We start from the raw sequence: 18972 nt of genomic DNA, 5'->3' as shown, positions 1-18972 counted from the left end.
TTTTTTTATCTGACGATCAAATGTCTGACAATCAAGCTTCTATTAAGAGTTTTTCTCATCCACTGGCAATTCAGCGAAGCGCTCTTCTGCGGTGATGGGCTCAGGGTTGCCTTCCATCTTCGCCACTATGGTGTTCACCGCCGTGTCGCCCACTACGTTAGACGCCGTACAGAACATATCGTTGATCCTGTCCACCGCCATAATAATGGCCATGGCTTCAATTGGCAGGCCCATTTGGTGCAGTAACACACCGGCCATCACCACAGCACCACCCGGCACACCACCAACACCGACCGACATTAACAATACGGTGACGCCCACTGTGATCAAATCACCGGTTGGGATCGGCGTACCCGAAATATTAGCGGCAAACATGGCGGCCAGGGTAATGTAAATGGCCGAGCCCGACATATTAATGGTGGCACCCAGCGGCACGCCAAAACCGGCAATGGCTTTAGATACGCCCAGCTTGTCAGTTAAGGTACGCATGGTGACCGGAATGGTGGCGTTAGAGCTGGCGGTAGACAGTGCAAACAGCAACTGCTCGCGAGTGGCTTGGCGAAACACCTTAGGTTTAACACCCGTGAACATCCACACCGCCATTGGGTAGACCACCAAAATCCAAAAGGTTAATACCAACACCACTAAGCCCACGTAACCGGCTACCGACATCAGTGTATTGGCTTCCAGCGTGGCGCCTAGGCTAATCATCAGCGCAAACACACCGTAAGGCGCCAGCGTCATTACCAAGCCAACCAGCTTCATCATCACTTCATTGGCTACGCGGAAAGTACGCATCGCCGGGGCTGCCGCTGCACCCATGGCTTGAATTGCCAAGCCGGTAATAATGGCCATAAAGATAATCTGCAGCATGTCGCCGGAGGCAAACGCTTGCACCGGATTGCTGGGCACTATACCAACCAGCATGGCGCCAATGTCGGGAGTTTCTGTGGTCGCTAACTCCATGGTCTTAGAAGCACCGTTGGGCAGAGTTGCACCCATGCCAGGCTGAAAAATCATGCCCACGCCAATGGCGGCGATGATCGACAAGATAGTATTCACGATATACAGGCCGAAAGTCTTGCTGCCTAAACGGCCGAAGCTGGCGATATCCCGCAGCTCACAAATGCCAGTCACAATGGAGATATACACCAAAGGCACGACCATCAGCTTAATCAAAGACACAAACATGCCGCCCAGCCCTTCGGCTAAGCCCACTAAGCTATTGCTTAATAACGACACATCGGCAAATAAATATTGGATCATGCTACCGATCACTAAGCCCACTATTAGGCCAGCGAAGATACGAGTTGAGAGTGAACCCTGCATTTTTTCTTCCTCAATAAGGTCTAAGCAATTCCTCTGCCAGTCTCCACTCAAGCAGTGAAGTAAGCTGGCGATTTTGCTAGTGGCAGGATTTTACATTTAAAGAACAGCTCAGCAACCAAACTTACACCACTCATCCTGAGTTCGTGATCGAGGTCACAAAACTTTAGCTTGCCGCCGATTGTTTTTCGCGGATTGGGAGCAATTTGAAGACTTTTATTCACATCCTAACGCCGGCACCAGCGGCTTAACCTTACCGCACCCAAAAACACCACATAATTCCCTAGTCGCCATCAGCCAGCAGAGACTCAGTTCATTGCTATGCTCAAATGAAGACTCAGACTGGCATACCGATCTGCAATAACATCATCAATAACAGCAGCAATAACAACTCGGACAATCGGTCACCCTAACTACATCTATAGTCACACTCATAGTTACCCCCGTAGCCGCCCCATAACATTGAGCCGATGCAAATAAAGAGGAGCAGGGATAAGTACTGTGTCTGGTCCGGCAGACAGCCACGACCCACGCAGCAACCCACACCCACACTGGCAGCGAGACCGCATATGCAGCATTCAACACCGAACTTTTCACGCAAGGAATATCAGCAGCGCCTAAGCAAGGTTAGAGCCTCCATGGAGCGCAAGAACATCCAAACGCTGATCGTGCATGATCCTTCCAACATGGCGTGGCTGACCGGCTACGACGGTTGGTCTTTTTATACGCCTCAGGTGGTGGTGGTGGGGCCGGTGGGCCAGCCTATTTGGTTTGGCCGACAAATGGATGCCAATGGGGCGAAGCGCACCGTATATCTACGCGAAGAAAATATTACCTGGTATCCGGATCATTACGTGATGAATCCGTCGTTGCATGCCATGGAATACTTGGCCAACCAAGAGCTCAAACCGAGAGCTTGGGCTTATGGCAAGGTGGGCGTGGAGATGGATAATTACTATTTCAGCCCTAAGGCGTATTTTTCATTGCGCGCTAACTTGCCTAACGCCCAGTTAGTGGACGCCACCGGCCTCGTTAATTGGTGTCGCGCCATTAAGTCAGAAACCGAGCTCAGCTATATGCGCATTGCCGCGCGTATCGTCGAAAACATGCACCAAGCGGCGTTCGATATGATAGAGCCTGGCTTACCCAAAAATCTGCTGGTGGCCGAAATATCTCGGGTAGCCATGAAGGGTCATGAGGGTCATTACGGGGATTACCCGGCCATAGTGCCCATGCTGCCCTCGGGTGAAGATGCCGCCGCCCCGCACCTCACCTGGGATGAGCGGCCCTTTAATAACAACGAGGGCACCTTCTTAGAGTTAGCCGGCTGCCATCGCCGCTATCACTGTGTGTTATCGCGCACTATCTATTTAGGCAAGCCCACCTCTAATTTCTTACGTGCCAACGAAGCCTTGAATGCCGGCCTAGAGGCAGGACTGGCCGCCGCTAAACCCGGCAATCGTTGTGCCGACATTGCCGATGCGCTTAATGCGAAGTTGGCAAAATACGGCTTTAATCGCGACGGTGCCCGCTGTGGGTATCCCATTGGCTTGAGTTATCCGCCCGACTGGGGCGAGCGCACCATGAGCCTGCGTAATACCGACCAAAGCCTATTAAAAGCCGGCATGACCTTTCACTTTATGCCCGGCCTCTGGCTAGATGACTGGGGTATGGAGACCACTGAAAGTATCGTGATCACCGACACCGGCGCCGAAACCCTTAGCCAATATCCAAGGCGTCTTTTTGTTAAAAAATAAGAGGGCGAAGAAATAAGCCGTGAAGAAAGAAGCTTGTGGGAAGTGAGCTCTTAATAAATAAGTGGGTACAGGAGTCAGCCACGCTATGCGCTTAGACAGATACGACATTCAAATTTTACAAATCTTGCAGCAGCAAGGCCGCATCACTAAAACTGACTTAGCCCAAGCCATTAACCTGTCGGTTAGTCCTTGCTGGGAGCGCGTTAAGCGCCTCGAAAAAGCGGGTATTATCGAAGGTTACGGCGCGCGAATTAATGGCCAAGTATTAAGTAAACACACCACAGTACTGGTAGAAATTAGCCTAAATAGTCACAGCGCCAGCAGCATGCAGCGCTTTGAACAAGCCATGCTCGCCTCCGAACATGTCGTCGATTGTTACGCCACCGGCGGCGGCGTCGATTACGTACTGCGCGTGCTCTGTGACGGCATAGATCAATACCAACGCCTGATGGATCATTGGTTAGACTCCGAGCTTGGCATAGACAAATACTTTACCTACATTGTCACCAAAACCATCAAACACACCACCAGCGTCACCATCCAAGATGCGCAGGGGTTGCTGTCATGAATGTGAGGCGTGAATTGTGAGGTGTGAGGTGCTATAAAAATATCGTCTGTTGTAGAGGCCGCTTCAGCCGGCCGGTTTTGTGCAACAAAACATTAAAAACTAAACCTTCAGCATGACGAGGGTTATGGTTATTCACCTTATTGTTTTGCTGCGCAAAACCGGCCGAATACTCTTATTGCAAAAAGGGGGCCTCTACAGAAAACACTATTTTTGTAGCCGCCCTATTTTAACAAAGAGTATTTGGCAGTCCTGAGAAGCGGAATGATTTAAAATTCAAAAGCCAGATCCTGACTTTCGTCAGCAAGACAGTAGAAATAACACCCACTTCCCCGTTCACAAACAGAAGAATCCTGCATTTTTACCCCAGCTTACAAAAAGTAACTTAACGCCCTACCCCTAGACTTAAAGCATCACCACAGAGCGAGCAGCCACTCGCTATCTCACGATTAGAGGTGCGCCTATGAGTCCACAACTACAAGCCGTGATCACCAGCAAAGTGACCGACGCCATCATGCCGTATTTAAACGATGCTCGCTTAGTGCGCGAGCTGGCCTACATCAACGGCAAATGGGTGCATGGCCCCCATGATATTGATGTGCTTAATCCTGCCACCGAAGATGTGATTGGCCACTGCACTCAGCTTGAGCCTAGCCAAATTGAACAGGCCATAAATGGCGCACAAGCGGCTTTCGCCCCCTGGCGCGATTTAATGATGGATGAACGCGCCGCCATCTTACTGCGCTGGCACGATCTGATTTTAGAAAACAAAGAAGACTTGGCGCGCCTGATGGTGCTGGAGCAAGGCAAGTCACTGGCGGACGCACGTGGCGAAATAGATTACGGCGCCTCTTTCGTACGCTGGTTTGCCGAAGAAGCCCGCCGCGCTTATGGCGACACCATTCCCAGCCATATCCCAAATGCACAGCTGGCCACTATTCGCGAACCCATTGGTGTGGCAGCACTGATCACGCCGTGGAACTTTCCGCACGCCATGATCACCCGCAAAGCCGCGGCAGCATTGGCAGTGGGTTGCACCGTACTTATTAAGCCCGCCAGCGAAACGCCCTTTTCTGCCCTCGCCTTAGCCGAGCTGGCTGAGCGCGCGGGCTTTCCGGCCGGCGTCTATAACGTCATCACCGGCAAAGGCAGCCAAATTGGCCAAGTGCTGTGCCAATCCGAACACGTACGCGCCCTGTCGTTTACCGGCTCTACTCGTGTGGGGAAAATCCTGCTCGCCCAAGCGGCCAGTACCGTCAAGAAATGCTCGATGGAACTGGGCGGCAACGCGCCTTTTATTGTGCTGCCAGACATGGATATTACCGAGGCCGCCAAAGCCGCCGTGGCCGCTAAATTTCAAACTTCAGGCCAAGACTGTTTAGCCGCCAACCGTATCTTTGTACCTCAAGCGAAATACGAGGCTTTCTTACAGGCGTTTGCCGACGAAATGGCCCATATCAAGGTCGGCAATGGCTTCGATAAAGACGTGACTATGGGCCCGCTTATCTTTCGCGAAGCGGTCGACAAAGCTCAAGAGTTAGTAGATGACGCCATTATTAAAGGTGCACGGCTTATTGCCGGCAGCCAAGAACACGCCCCTGGCACCAACTTCTTTATGCCGGTGTTATTAGCGGATATCACGCCGCAGATGAAGGTATTTCGCGAAGAAAACTTTTGCCCCGTGGCCGGCGTACTGCCTTACCACGATCTTGCCAGCCTAATTACTCAAGCCAACGACACCGAATATGGCTTAGCCGCTTATGTATACGGCCACGATATTCGCAGCATTTGGCAGTTATTACACGGCCTTGAATTTGGCATGGTGTCGGTGAACTCGGTGAAAATGACCGGCCACGGCATTCCTTTTGGTGGCGTTAAACAATCCGGCTTAGGCCGAGAAGGCAGCCGCCACGGCTTCGATGAATACAGCCAACTTAAATACTACTGCCTAGGCGGATTAATGAGTGAAGGGTGAAGGGTGAAGGGTGAAGGGTGAAGGGTGAAGGGGACGATATTTCACACTAACCCCAGAAAAACCCATTGTTGCTACGAGAAGCACAGTACGTACGCACGGACGAAGATCCATATCAAAGGAGAAAAAAGATCATTATTTGTAAGGTCTAACCCATAAGAATTTTTCGACCTTATCTCATCTTAATTTTTCCGTGGATTCCGTGGATTCCGTTGCAAAGAATTTCTTAGTCTTTAAGAAAAAATTATTGCCATTTAGCATCATGAAAATTAAGGAGATCATCATGACTTTAGACACTCAAAAATGGTTAGAAATGGATCGCCAGAATATATTTCACGCATCAACGCACCTTAAGCAGTATGCCCATGGCGAGATTAAAGGCCGCATTATTACCGGCGCCCAAGGCATTCGTATTACCGACTCCACCGGCATCGAGCTGATCGACGCTTTTGCTGGGCTGTATTGTGTAAACATCGGCTATGGCCGCACCGAAATGGCCGAAGCCATTTATGAGCAGGCAAAAAAGCTGGCTTACTATCACACCTATGTGGGCCACAGTAACGAGGCGCTAATTGAGCTCTCGGATCGCATCATCAAAATGGCACCGGCTGGTATGAGTAAGGTGTACTACGGCATGTCGGGTAGTGACGCTAACGAAACTCAAATGAAAATAGTGTGGTACTACAACAACGTGCGCGGCCTGCCACAGAAGAAGAAAATTATCTCGCGAGACCGCGGCTACCACGGCTCGACCATTGCAGCGGGTTCACTCACTGGGCTAGATACCTTTCATGCTCACTTCGACCTGCCCTTGCCCCGCATCAAGCACACGCTAGCACCTGTGTATTATCACCGCGCGGATCACGACATGAGCGAGCGCGAATTCTCTCACCACTGTGCCAATGAGTTAGAGAAAATGATCTTGGCCGAGGGGCCAGACACCGTTGCCGCCATGATCGGCGAACCCGTGCTAGGCACCGGCGGCATAGTGCCCCCCCCCGAAAGCTACTGGGCTGAAATTAATCACGTGCTCGATAAATACGACATTTTGTTAATTGCCGATGAAGTGGTGTGTGGTTTTGGGCGCCTAGGATCAGACTTTGGCTCGTTGCACTACGATATGAAGCCCGACTTAATGACCATTGCCAAGGGCTTAACCTCGGCGTATCAGCCATTATCTGGGGTAATTGTCGGCGATAAAGTATGGAAGGTGTTAGAGCAAGGTACCGATGAATGGGGTGCCTTCGGTCACGGCTACACTTACTCTGGCCACCCTATTGGTGCGGCAGCGGCTTTGTGTAACTTAGATATTATTGCCCGCGAGAACTTAACCGAAAACGCCCGCGACACCGGTGCTTATTTACAGCAACGCATGCATGAGACCTTTGCCGATCATCCGCTTATCGGCGACACTCGCGGCGTCGGTTTGTTACACGCACTGGAGTTTTCGAGCAATAAACCCGAACGTCAGCACTTTGACCCAAGTCTTAAAGTGGGCCCACAAGTTGCCGCCGCGTGTTTGGAACAAGGTCTAATCGCCCGCGCTATGCCCCACGGCGACATTCTTGGCTTTGCCCCACCGCTGGTGGTCAACCGAGATGATATCGACAACATAGTCGAGCGCACCGCCAAGGCGGTGAATAAAGTCACCGATCAATTAGTGCGCAGTGGCGATTTTAAAACAAGAGACAAGGTCACCGCTTAATAGCCGCGGTAAGCTTAAGGCCGCAAGCGGTCAGGAAAGCGAGATAGCGCCAAACTAAAAAATAAGCACCGAACCTGCTGGTTCGGTGCTTTCTGCCGTCATCCTGACGCACGCCAGGATCTCGGGTTTGATCGTTTTGATTTTGCGGCAATGTAAAGTCGGATAAAGGGTCCACTCCTCCAACACGCTTCAAGTACCTCCCTGTAACGCTCAGCACATGGGGCGAGCTTGTCTCGCCGTGACGAACTATTTCAGCCTAACCGAACGTCCCGTGAATGTTCGCAGTAGGCTGAAATGGTGAGTGTCCTTAAACTTAAGCGAGTTGGCGGAGGCAATCCTGCTGCCTCTTTGTGCCACTCAACGTGCTGACTGTTCGCTTATTTAAAGTATTAGCTGTCTTTATGCGGGCGCTAAGGCAAAAGCGGGATCCTGACTTTCGCAAGCTCGTCAGGATGACGGCAAAAGAATCCCGCAGGGACGATCTTGTACCTCGGCAGATTTACCTAGCTTATTTATGGCGTACGATAATGCCTTATAAAAAATCTGCTCTTTCATCACGACATTCATCTGAACCCATTTCGAACTCTCGGCAAATCCACGGCCGCTGTTCATAAATAGTGCACAGAAAGGTTTCACGGTCTATTGCCGAGCACCAGCCGTCTGCTAACCGCAGCATGGTTTCTCCTCCCCATTGATCTTGGGTAATGTGCTCTTTGGGAACACCGGTGTCACTAATTAGCATGACTTCTAAACGACAGCAGCACGCCTGACACGTTGCACAAGTCACTTCGCCTACTGATACATTTTTAACTTCAATAACCACGTATATTACCAATCTTCATAATTGCGCATTTCTCCCACGCTGCAGCGTGAGAACTCAAGTTTCGTCGCTCTGCGACGACGGTGATCATCCCAGCTTACCTAGCCAAATAGTTGAGGGGATGATGCTGATGTTAAAGCAACACCGGAGATATTAGCATCATTCTGGCAGTGTCCTTAACATCAGTGTCTTGTTAGTTTTATTCTGCCATGCACTAGGCCTCATGCTATGGTTGAGCGTTATTGATGCCTGAAATTAGGCGCCTGCGTAATCTCGCTATGACGGCTCCAAAGTGCTGCCAGAACAAAATATTATGCTGTAAATGCAGGCCCTAAATGAATATGGATAGGATAGGATAGAAAAATAAATGACCGTTGTTCTTACTCTTCACTTTCTTTTGGTTATGACATTTACAGCTCGAATTTTACTTCGCGATGACTTATCACCACCCGGACGCTTGGCGTGGTTTATCGTCTTGAACGTGCTGCCATATTTTGGCGTTGCCGCTTATTTTTTGTTTGGTGAAATTGATATTGGCAAACGCGCCGTCAAACGTCACGATGAAATTTTTGATGAAATTCGGGCGAAAGCACTGGATTTTATGGGAGACAGAACCAGTGTCGATCAGCTGATCGATCCACTCTATCGCCCGGGGTTTCGCTATGCCGGATCAATTAACGGGTTTCACACCGTGGACGGAAATAGCGCTGAACTGATGGCTGACGGCGATGAAACACGAGCACGGCTGGTCGCAGACATAGATGCCGCCACCGATCACGTGCATGTGCTCTATTACATCTGGCTTGACGACGATACCGGCGGAGATGTCGCACAAGCATTGATTCGGGCCGCACAACGAGGCGTTACCTGCCGTGCAATGGCGGACGGGCTCGGTTCTCGGGCGTTAATCAAATCCAAGCTTTGGCAAAGCATGCAAGATGCCGGAGTAGAGCTTGCGGTGGCGCTGTCGTTCAGAAACCTGATCCGCACCATGCTGCTTAGTCGCTTCGACCTACGAAACCATCGCAAGATCACCGTTATTGACGCAAGTATCACCTATTGTGGCAGCCGAAACTCGGCAGACCCCGAGTTTTTGCCCAAGGCGAAATACGGCCCGTGGGTAGATATCATGCTGCGCTTTGAAGGCCCAGTGGTCGCCCAAAACCAGCTATTATTCGCCAGTGACTGGATGCACTCCACCGGCGAATCGTTGGATCGATTTAAATTAAAAGTAGAGCTGAACGCTGAGCCAAAACCCGAGCCATCAGCCGCACCCATTGCAGGGGGATTTCCGGCGCAGGTAATGGGCGTCGGCCCGACGGAACGTCGTGGCGCAACACCACAGCTGTTCGCCAACCTAATTGCCAGTGCACAAACCGAGCTGACAATTTCTACACCTTATTTTGTGCCTGATGCCACGCTTTTAGAGTCGCTGTGCGCTGCTGCACACCGCGGCGTTGCCGTTACGCTAATTTATCCGAAGGTGAATGACAGCTGGATTGTTTCTGCTGCTAGCCGCAGTTACTACCATCAACTGCTTGATGCGGGTTGTGTCATCTATGAATTTAAAGGCGGTCTGCTGCACGCAAAAACCCTGACTATTGACGGCTGTGTCAGTCTGATTGGTTCTTCAAACCTTGATCTGCGCAGCTTTGACCTTAATTACGAGAACAATATTTTGCTGCAAGATCCAGCCATGACCATGGCAATTTTCGAACGCCAGCAAACTTATATCGCCAGCTCCGAAACGGTGGAACTGGCCACGGTGCTTGCCTGGCCCTATTACCGACGGATCTGGAATAACGTCATCGCAACCATTGGCCCCGTACTATAAGTCGCAACGTGAAACGCAGCTTATCGCTTACATAACCACCCATGTTAGAAGCATTTTTCACGTTGGCACTGATCAAAAAATTGGCCACAATAGTGGCCAATATCAAACGAAAGAACAAACCAGTTAACATGGTTGTCTTGTCAGTTAATTAAACTTACTTATCAATTAACATTCTGTAATATTTACAGCAATCGCAAGTCCGCCTTCTGACGTTTCTTTAAATCGATCATTCATACTTTGAGCGGTCTCCCACATAGTTTGAATCACCTCATCCAAAGTAACTCGGGCATTGGCAGGGTCGCTTTCAATGGCAATATTTGCAGCAGTAATCGCTTTAATAGCACCCATTGAATTTCGCTCAATACACGGTATTTGCACCAAGCCACCGACTGGATCACAAGTTAATCCCAAGTGATGTTCCATTGCTATTTCAGCTGCCATCAATACTTGCCCAGGTGTTCCACCCATAATTTCAGTTAAACCTGCCGCTGCCATTGCTGACGATACGCCAGTTTCTGCTTGGCATCCGCCCATGGCTGCAGAAATTGTCGCGTTCTTCTTAAATAAAGTGCCTATTTCTCCTGCGACCAATAAAAAACGAACAACTGCATCGTCTCCTGAAAACTCAGTAAACGCCTGTGAGTACATTAAGACGGCAGGAATAATTCCGCTTGCACCATTAGTTGGCGCCGTAATAATTCGTCCAAAGCTTGCGTTTTCCTCATTAACTGCCAATGCAAAACAAGAAATCCACTTATTTATATTTACAAAGTTTGTCTCGGCATCAAACACCATTTTATACCATTGCGCTTGATTTCTATATTTATTATCTGCCCCTAACAACTTCCGATTTAATCCTGCCGCTCTACGAACGACCCTTAAACCTCCGGGCAAAATACCTTCTTGAGTTACTCCTTTGTAAATGCAGTTCTTTATATTTTCCCAAATATCCAATGCGTGCGCATTTATTTCGTCCCTCGTGCGCCAACTTTCTTCATTAATATAAACTAAATCTGAAAATGAAATTTCTAATTTATCACAATAAAATTGTATATCTTTGCCATGATGACATGGATACAAAGTCTGCGTAAGAACCTCATCGGCCGAAGTTTCTTCTTGTGTGGCTACAAACCCGCCGCCAATTGAATAATAATCCTGCTCCAGCTCGGTTCCATCATTAAAAATCGCTTTAAAAATCATCCCATTTGGATGAAAATCTAAATTTCTAGACTTATTTAAAATTAAGTGATGGCCATATACGAATGGAACTTCTACTTCACCACCTAATTTAAGCGCACCCGCTGACTTTATCGCGTCTATTTTTTCTGTGATTTTTTTAGTATCAATCGTTTTAAAATCTTCACCCGAAAGCCCCAGCATTCCGGCAATATCGGTTCCGTGTCCAATGCCCGTTTTGGCCAACGAACCAAAAAACTCAACAAACACCTCTTTAACTTCAGATAGCTTATGGTCTTTGCGAATGATATTCAAAAACAACTCTGCAGCATTCCAAGGCCCCATAGTATGAGAACTAGACGGACCAATACCTACTTTTATAATTTCAAACACACTAATCGATTTCATTTCAACCTCTAAATTTAACTTTAAAAAACAATACCGACATTAAACCACCTGAAGTATCGTCTAATTTAAATATACGTGACCCTTCTTCCAGTGTAATTTAATTCTATTTTCAACAAAAATCAGCAGAGTAACAACCTACTGAGTAACACAGACCATTGAAGTAACATAGAGAATAATAACTTTAAATTTACAACAATAATATCTAGCTATTTATTTTATGAGTTAGTGGATCTCTTGCTTAATTTTTTAATACAAAACGGCTGGAGCTGTCGCTATCAGCCGCTTTGTGTCACGCCTCAGGCTTTACGCCATCCAGCTACATTCCGAGTAAACGTGGTAAACCCATCGAAATACTTGGCACATAGGTCACTAGCATCAAGAAGCCCAACAGAATCATCAGCCACGGCATCGCTGCCCTAATCACTTCAGACAACGGCATACCGGTTACGGCAGAGGTCACAAACAAGTTGAGCCCCACCGGCGGTGTAATCAAGCCGATCTCCATATTCACCACCATGATGATACCGAGGTGGATGGGGTCTATGCCCAGCTGTACCGCAATCGGGAATAAGATGGGTGCCAAGATCAAAATAATCGCCGAGGGCTCCATAAATGCGCCCGCGATTAGCAGCACAATATTCACCACCAACAAGAACATCCAAGGCTGTAATCCCGCTTCTAACACCATCTCGGTAATTTGCTGCGGAATTTGCTCCGTGGTTAACACGTGCGCAAACAACATGGCGTTGGCAATAATAAACATCAGCATAATGGTGAGTTTTGCCGACTCCAACACCACCTTTGGCGCCTCTCTAACGCGCATGTCTTTATAGACAAACAACGCAATAAAAGCAGAATACACCGCCGCCACTGCTGCGGCTTCGGTAGGGGTAAACATCCCTGAGTAAATGCCACCCAAGATGATCACCATCAGCAGTAAGCCCCACACGGCTTTGCGCGCCGAGCTTAACCACTCACGAAAAGTGGCTCGAGGTAATGCCGGTAAGTTCTTCTTCACGGCAATGATGTAAATCGCCACCATCAAGGCCACGCCCAGTAATACGCCCGGTACCACACCGGCCATAAACAAGGTGCCCACTGAGGTTTCCGTGGCAGCAGCATAAACAACCATCACCACCGAGGGCGGGATCAGAATACCCAACGTACCCGCATTGGTAACAATGCCGGCGGCAAACGGCTTGGGATAACCCGAACGCACCATGCCCGCAATGGCAATTGAGCCCACCGCCGCAACCGTTGCCGGACTAGAGCCCGATAACGCGGCAAACAACATACACGCCAATACGGCACCAATCGCCAAACCACCGCGAATGTGCCCAACACTGGCGTTAGCAAAATCAATTAAGCGCCGCGCTACCCCACCGGTGGTCATAAACGACCCCGCCAGCAAGAAGAACGGAATAGCTAACAGCGTATAGTGCTCACTGGTTTCAAATAGCTTAATCGCCAAGGAGCGTACCGAGTCGGGGCTGAACAGCATAATAGTGACAGAGCCAGCTAAGCCGAGCGATACCGCAACCGGCACCCCAATAAACATCAGCGCAAATAACGCGACAAACAAAAACAGAATTGTCATTTTTTAGACTCCTCTGTCTCAGACAATTTCATGGCATCGGCGGCTTCATCAGCCAAGCCTAAACCCACTTGTTGGTGGCGAATAATCCGCACTAAAATCTCAAAAAAACGAATAAATACCAAAGTAAAACCAAAAGGGACAATGGCACCGATATACCATTGCTTAATGCCAAACTGAGCTAAATCATCAGCACCAATCGAAACTTCCATTAAGGTACTGACCCACTCAAAGCTGGCCACACTCAACAGCCCGGCATAAGCCAAACTAACAACACAAGCAACAATGGCAATAATGCGCTGCACGGGCCGCGAGGCTAATTTAACTAATGCATCAACACCAATATGCCCACCAATACGTACGCCATAGGCCAAACCAAAGAAAATCAGCCAAGCAAACAAGGCTTTGGTTAAGGCATTACTCCACGTCATGGTTTGCACTATGTCTAAAATGAAGTCACCAATGGTATAAAAAAACTCAGACACACCTTCAGATCTTTCTGAAAAATACGCACCTACGGCATAAAAAAAAGTATAAAAATTATTAAAAATTACATAAACAAAGGTGACTAGCGTCATTACCGTCAGTAAAAAAACAATAAAACCTTCTTCAAAGCGGTCCCAAATCAGGCGCACAGCATTCATAAATATTCACCCCGAAACGGATAGCAAAACTCAGACACGACTAACGAACGCTAAATCAGTCGTCACGCAGCACAATGGCCGCGTGACGACTCGCTCAGTTACTGCTGGTTAGAGGCTTCTGCTGCCTTGATGCGCTCTGCACCAATGTCTTCTTCAAACATATTCCACACCGGCTTAACCTGCTCACGCCATTGATCACGCTGCTCTTTCGTTAATGTAATAATTTCGCTTTTGCCACTATCAATAATTGACTGTTTATCACGCTGGTTAATTTCTTCAGCAAGCTTATTCACTTCAACCGTTACTTCACTCATGATTTCAGTCAGCTCAGTGCGCACATCAGCTGGTAAACCATTCCAGAACTCGGTGTTAGTAATCACCATGTAGTCGAGCAAACCGTGGTTAGACTCGGTAATGTACTTTTGTACCTCGTGCATTTTTTGCGAGTAAATATTGGAGTACGGGTTTTCTGCACCGTTAACTACACCGGTCTGCAAGCCTTGATACACTTCTGCAAAGCTCATTTTACGAGGGTTAGCGCGCAACGCTTTAAACTGCTCATCCAGTACCGCAGAAGCTTGTACTCTGAACTTTAAACCACGCGCATCTTTAGGTACGCGCAGCGCCTTATTGGCAGATAACTGCTTCAAACCATTGTGCCAATAGCCTAAACCGGTGATGCCTTTATCTTCCATGCTGGTTAACAACTCTTGACCTACCGGCCCTTTTTGAAAGCGGTCAACGGCGGCAATATCGTCAAACAAGAAGGGTAAATCAAAAATCTGGATCGGCTTTGAGTAATGCTCAAACTTAGCTAACGACGGAGCAATCAACTGCACATCACCCAACAATAAGGCTTCCATTTCTTTACCATCACCAAATAAAGATGAGTTGGAATACACCTCAACTTCTACTTGGCCTGGCAAACGCTCTTCTGCCAGCTTTTTAAACAGCAATGCACCTTGGCCCTTGGGCGTGTGCTCGGCAACCACGTGCGAGAATTTAATAATAATCGGCTCGGCAGCATTCGCTAACCCAGCCAATCCCAGTGAGACAGCACAAACTAGTACTTTAGCGGTCACTTTAAGCATTAAAATTTCCTCTTCCTTAGAACGATTAATGCCGCACGGGCGACATTGGGTGTTAGAGCCATGAGATACACTCAGGCTCTTTTATCTATACAGCAATTTATACGCCAAAACATAACGGGATCGGCTAAAGTCGATCGCAAGAGCTTTTTTGAAAAAAATAATTGCATTTATTAGAGGGCAATCAAATTATTTAAAACTGAAGATACCAAGCAAAACCACCCGACTAACTCATCAATACGAGTGGCTTATTGGCGTTGAGGTATGTACGAAATAAGTAATGATAATTAGCGACTAACGTAAGTACGGCCACTAAAGCAACAACTGTTTACCCGAGCCTAAGACGGGCAGCTTACGCTTGACGCTAACTTGCAATGTGGTCCCGTCATGATTGTAACTAACCACCATTATTTGCGATTGGGTAAGTTGCTGTAGGATTTCCGGTGTCAATCCAAAATGCATAGCCAATTGCTCATCAGATAACTCTTCGCGCCGAGTACGACGCTCGGTGCGAAAACGGCGCTGATTGTACTTTGCCCATAAAATTAACAGCAAGCTGTTGGCCAATGCGATCAATAAATAGAGAGTAATAGTACTAATGGTCAGACTAAACGGCTGTATCTCGACCTCTGGCTGAATGTGCAGGACAGAAATCACGCCGTGATATATCAGCCAGAGAAATCCGCCCCAAGCGATTAGGGTCAACAGGCTATCAATTAGTCTTGGCAACATGCGGCGTTCGGTAAAAATCAATGGATGGCTCATCATGTAATCCTCCCGATACCACGGTCAGGACTAACCCAGCGGGCTCGTTTTCTACGATCGTTAAGCATGACCTTAGTAAAGGCTATCAGAGTGGTAAATAGACTGAGCATCCAGTACACCACTGGGAACCAAATAATCCAGAATAATGAATTGGCCAAATTTTTCTCATAGCGTCGCTCAATCAATAAGCTGACCGAGAACTGCCCCAAACAAACAATGCCTATTAGCAATCCGGTAAAGGCGGGCGGGAAAATTTGTGGTATCGCTAGGTTTTCAGGTAAAGATACAAACAGACCAACTATAAAGATGAACAGACTAACAAAATAGGTAAACACCCAAATTGTTGATAGACAAAACTCAGCAATCAAGGGCCACATACGATGATTACGCCATACCCACATATTGCGAATATTTTTAAGAAATACCTCTGCGCCACCTTGTGCCCAGCGCAAACGTTGCTTCCACAGTCCGGCTAGAGTTTCGGGCATCAAGATCCAGCACAGCGCCCGCGGCTCAAAGAAGATAGACCAGTGTTGGAGCTGTAATTTCCAGCTGATATCAATATCTTCGGTGACCATGTCGTTACTCCAAAAACCGACTTCAGCCAAGGCGCGCTTACGAAAGGCAGCAACCACGCCCGACACCGTAAAAACCTGCCCATAAATGCGCTGGGTACGCTTGATCAAACCAATGATTGAAGAAAACTCGCCTACCTGTATTCGGCCAACCAGTGTTGAACGAGTACGAATGCGTGGGTTGCCGGTGACCGCCCCCACACGCGGATTTTCCAGCAATGGCAACACCATGTAAGCGGCGGCATCTCGATCGAGCATCGCATCACCGTCTATGCACACCAGTAAATCGCTGCGAGCAGCCATGGCGCCGGTATTCAGGGCTATAGCTTTACCTTGATTGCTTGCCAGATGAATAACGCGTAACCGTGGGTATTCCTGTGCCAGCTGATCTAGCACCTCAGCGGTATTGTCAGAAGAGCCATCATTGATGGCAATCACCTCGATATTGTCATAGCGCTGTGCCATGGCTGCAGCTATGGTCTCTCGGGCGTTAACTCCCTCGTTAAAGCAGGGGATCAAGATTGAAATCAGTGGATTACCCAGCAGCTCGGGGGGCGCCACATCCTCTCCCCACGCCCAATGGCGTTCACGGTAGAACCAGAAATAAATTCCGCCCGTGATCCACAGCCCTGACATAAACAACGGCCAGAAAAAAACGAAATTAAGCAATACTTCACCCGTAAATACGCTGGCCACACCTAACGGTAGGCTGAGCGCAATACACAACACTAAAAAAGCAAAGATTCGATCAGTCATAGTCTGGGTACCAGTAGGGTGAAAATGCAGGACGGATGGTTTTCAAATCCGGATGGTTACTCAAGAAGTCATCGGGGTAATAACCAAAGTGACGAGCGCCGCTCGTTTGTAGTAAATACATCCACTCGGCCAGCTGGCTAGTAGGGATCGGCGTGTGACCGCCTTCTTTACGCCAATCTAGGGTCTGCAGCTCAAATAACACTTTCTTTTGCGCATCTTTCTGCTCCATAACGGTGTTGACTAATTGCTTAAGCCACTGATTGCTCTGCTTGAGCGACACGCCTTCCATCAACGGCATGGCCATGACGGCAGTCCAATTATAAGTCTGTATAAAGTCGTTTAAATTTTGCGCGAACCACTCCTCTGCGTTTGGCTCGAGTATCGGCATAGCGTAAATATTGCGTGCGTTTCTCACTTGAGGCCCGCGAATATCGCGCACCGCTTGGGTGAGTTCTTTTGTAAAATCAATCAGAAATTGCGATTTATAACGGCTCCATGCTTGCAGTTGTTCAGGAGAACGACGAATGCTCGCTATGTTATTACCTAAGCCCGCCGCTTGATAAGCCGCTAGCGCATCACTACCTGCATCCTCAAAATCTGAGAGCAATGCATCGTCATGAAAAAGGATGCCGTGAAATGTGGCATGAGACGCCAAATCTTCGTAGATCTCAGTAATTTGCTGACGAGCCACTGGACTCCAAGGGGAGAGGCGCCGATATTGTGCGGGGTCTGTGCTAATGCCTTGCTCAGACCAGCGTTGCACTCGAGGGATCTGCTTATCCAAATCAAAAGCCAGCACAGGCATCCAAGCATATACTTTGGCGCTGGATCGGCTTTGTAACTGCCAAGAAATAAAATTGAACAAATCGGCGCGCATTGGTAACCAGCGATTGGGGAAATACAACTCTTTCACTGTGCCATCGCCTTGCGGATCTGCATACGCTTGCAAGAAAACATGAGATGCTTTCATGTCATATACGCGCTGGATCAGGGCATCGATGTTTTTACGCTGCTGCGCGGGATCACTGTCGTAGACATAATCTAAATCGACGTGCATTACACGTGTCTCGCCTTGCTCCTCAAATTGAGTCACCTTTCTAGCGAACTCAGCAATGCTGGGATTGCCTGAGATTAGCAAGCGTGGAATATTGCTTAAATCCTCCACACTCGCCAGCCCAGTTTGCAGGGTAAAAGCCATTTTATAACCGTATTCCTGGGCAATTGACAGCGTAGTGCCGTTAGCCGCACCGTAGGGCCAAACCCACGCAATCGGCGATTTACCGGTCACCTCTTTGATTTTTTCTGTGATTTTTCGTACGTCTTTCTCGATCCTGTTACGAAATGCGGCTTCGCTTTCATACTCTTTTTTATCGGGATCGTACTGGCGATGGGCAGCAACCGGCTGGTTACTGCCTTGTGGATTACCCTGAGCGCCATAGTGTGAATCCCAAGTATGAGAACCAATATTCACCAAAGGAGAGTCCTTCAGTGCACGCACCACTTCCCAATTAGCAAAACGCTCACGTTCAGTCGGCAAGCCGCCAAAATCCACGGATTGATCAGCGGGAGTATCCAGCCACTGGCCTACCGGTGCCCAAAGAGCCGGCCAATTATAAGCCTTCAGCAGCGGATAGACTCGGGTATAAAAACTGCTGTAACCGTCATCAAAGCTTAACAATACCGATTTTTCAGGCAATGATTTGCCGCCGTTATGGGCATCGAGAATTTGTTGCACACTAATGGCGGTATAGCCGTTATCATGCAGCCAAGCAATTTGATCGTTAAGCGCGCTAGTTCTGACCGATAGGTAGCGCTCATCGGCTATTTCGTCTTCCACATCGTGATAACCCAACGCCAAAAAGTGATTCTTTGGCCAAGGTTTGTTCATGTTCAGCAGCGCGCGCTGTTGGGGCGGCAAAAAATCTGCTGGCTTAGCAGCAGCAATGGTTGAGAGCAATGCCAACACAATGGCTGCAACCTGTAGCAC

14 protein-coding genes are annotated in these 18972 nt (G+C 48.5%); 5 read left to right on the top strand and 9 right to left on the bottom strand.

Translation table 11 applies throughout. From position 1 onward, the window contains the following. Positions 1-42: 42 nt before the first annotated feature. Entirely contained in the window at positions 43-1329 is a 1287-nt protein-coding gene (locus R0134_RS02385) for a dicarboxylate/amino acid:cation symporter (RefSeq protein WP_319783311.1), read from the bottom strand. A gap of 566 nt (positions 1330-1895) precedes the next feature. On the opposite strand from R0134_RS02385, the gene R0134_RS02380 reads away from it, so the two are divergent. The 4 genes from R0134_RS02380 (at position 1896) to R0134_RS02365 (ending at position 7325) form a co-directional block, all read left to right on the top strand. Further along, positions 1896-3083 (top strand): M24 family metallopeptidase, encoded by a 1188-nt coding sequence (locus R0134_RS02380; protein WP_319783310.1) that lies wholly within the window; start codon positions 1896-1898, stop codon positions 3081-3083. An 85-nt stretch (positions 3084-3168) separates the two neighbouring features. After that, the gene (locus R0134_RS02375) at positions 3169-3651 is read left to right on the top strand and encodes an Lrp/AsnC family transcriptional regulator (protein ID WP_319783309.1); all 483 of its coding nucleotides are present in this window, start codon (positions 3169-3171) and stop codon (positions 3649-3651) included. A 460-nt stretch (positions 3652-4111) separates the two neighbouring features. Beyond that, positions 4112-5623, top strand: coding sequence for an NAD-dependent succinate-semialdehyde dehydrogenase (locus tag R0134_RS02370; RefSeq protein ID WP_319783308.1), 1512 nt, complete (start codon positions 4112-4114; stop codon positions 5621-5623). 280 nt (positions 5624-5903) lie between these two features. Then, a complete protein-coding gene (locus R0134_RS02365) occupies positions 5904-7325 on the top strand; it encodes an aspartate aminotransferase family protein (RefSeq protein WP_319783307.1) in 1422 nt (473 codons plus the stop codon). Between the two features lie 532 nt (positions 7326-7857). Here R0134_RS02365 and R0134_RS02360 read toward each other — a convergent pair. Further along, positions 7858-8148 (bottom strand): YkgJ family cysteine cluster protein, encoded by a 291-nt coding sequence (locus R0134_RS02360; RefSeq protein WP_319783306.1) that lies wholly within the window; start codon positions 8146-8148, stop codon positions 7858-7860. Between the two features lie 364 nt (positions 8149-8512). Here R0134_RS02360 and cls point away from each other — a divergent pair, with 364 nt between their 5' ends. Next, the gene (gene cls, locus R0134_RS02355) at positions 8513-9979 is read left to right on the top strand and encodes a cardiolipin synthase (RefSeq protein WP_319783305.1); all 1467 of its coding nucleotides are present in this window, start codon (positions 8513-8515) and stop codon (positions 9977-9979) included. Positions 9980-10144: 165 nt separating this feature from the next. Here the strand turns inward: cls and R0134_RS02350 are convergent, their stop codons facing one another. The 7 genes from R0134_RS02350 to pgaB form a co-directional block, all read right to left on the bottom strand. Beyond that, positions 10145-11563 (bottom strand): L-serine ammonia-lyase, encoded by a 1419-nt coding sequence (locus R0134_RS02350; RefSeq protein ID WP_319783304.1) that lies wholly within the window; start codon positions 11561-11563, stop codon positions 10145-10147. Positions 11564-11879: 316 nt separating this feature from the next. After that, a complete protein-coding gene (gene dctM, locus R0134_RS02345; protein ID WP_319783303.1) occupies positions 11880-13160 on the bottom strand; it encodes a C4-dicarboxylate TRAP transporter large permease protein DctM in 1281 nt (426 codons plus the stop codon). Next, positions 13157-13801 (bottom strand): TRAP transporter small permease, encoded by a 645-nt coding sequence (locus tag R0134_RS02340; protein WP_319783302.1) that lies wholly within the window; start codon positions 13799-13801, stop codon positions 13157-13159. Before R0134_RS02340 ends, dctM begins: the two co-directional genes overlap by 4 nt. A gap of 98 nt (positions 13802-13899) precedes the next feature. Next, positions 13900-14892: a TRAP transporter substrate-binding protein gene (locus R0134_RS02335; RefSeq protein ID WP_319783301.1), complete on the bottom strand. Its 993-nt coding sequence runs from the start codon at positions 14890-14892 to the stop codon at positions 13900-13902. Between the two features lie 309 nt (positions 14893-15201). Continuing rightward, positions 15202-15657 carry a poly-beta-1,6-N-acetyl-D-glucosamine biosynthesis protein PgaD gene (gene pgaD, locus R0134_RS02330; protein WP_319783300.1) on the bottom strand — a complete coding sequence of 152 codons (456 nt, stop codon included), beginning with the start codon at positions 15655-15657 and terminating at the stop codon, positions 15202-15204. Continuing rightward, positions 15654-16985, bottom strand: coding sequence for a poly-beta-1,6-N-acetyl-D-glucosamine synthase (pgaC, locus tag R0134_RS02325; protein ID WP_319783299.1), 1332 nt, complete (start codon positions 16983-16985; stop codon positions 15654-15656). The genes pgaD and pgaC overlap by 4 nt, the downstream gene beginning before the upstream one ends. After that, on the bottom strand, positions 16978-18972 hold the full coding sequence (gene pgaB / locus R0134_RS02320; RefSeq protein ID WP_319783298.1) for a poly-beta-1,6-N-acetyl-D-glucosamine N-deacetylase PgaB: 1995 nt from the start codon (positions 18970-18972) through the stop codon (positions 16978-16980). The genes pgaC and pgaB overlap by 8 nt, the downstream gene beginning before the upstream one ends.

Source organism: Oceanisphaera sp. IT1-181 (assembly GCF_033807535.1).
GTDB lineage: Bacteria > Pseudomonadota > Gammaproteobacteria > Enterobacterales > Aeromonadaceae > Oceanimonas.
This window is presented reverse-complemented; position numbering and strand designations above follow the sequence as displayed.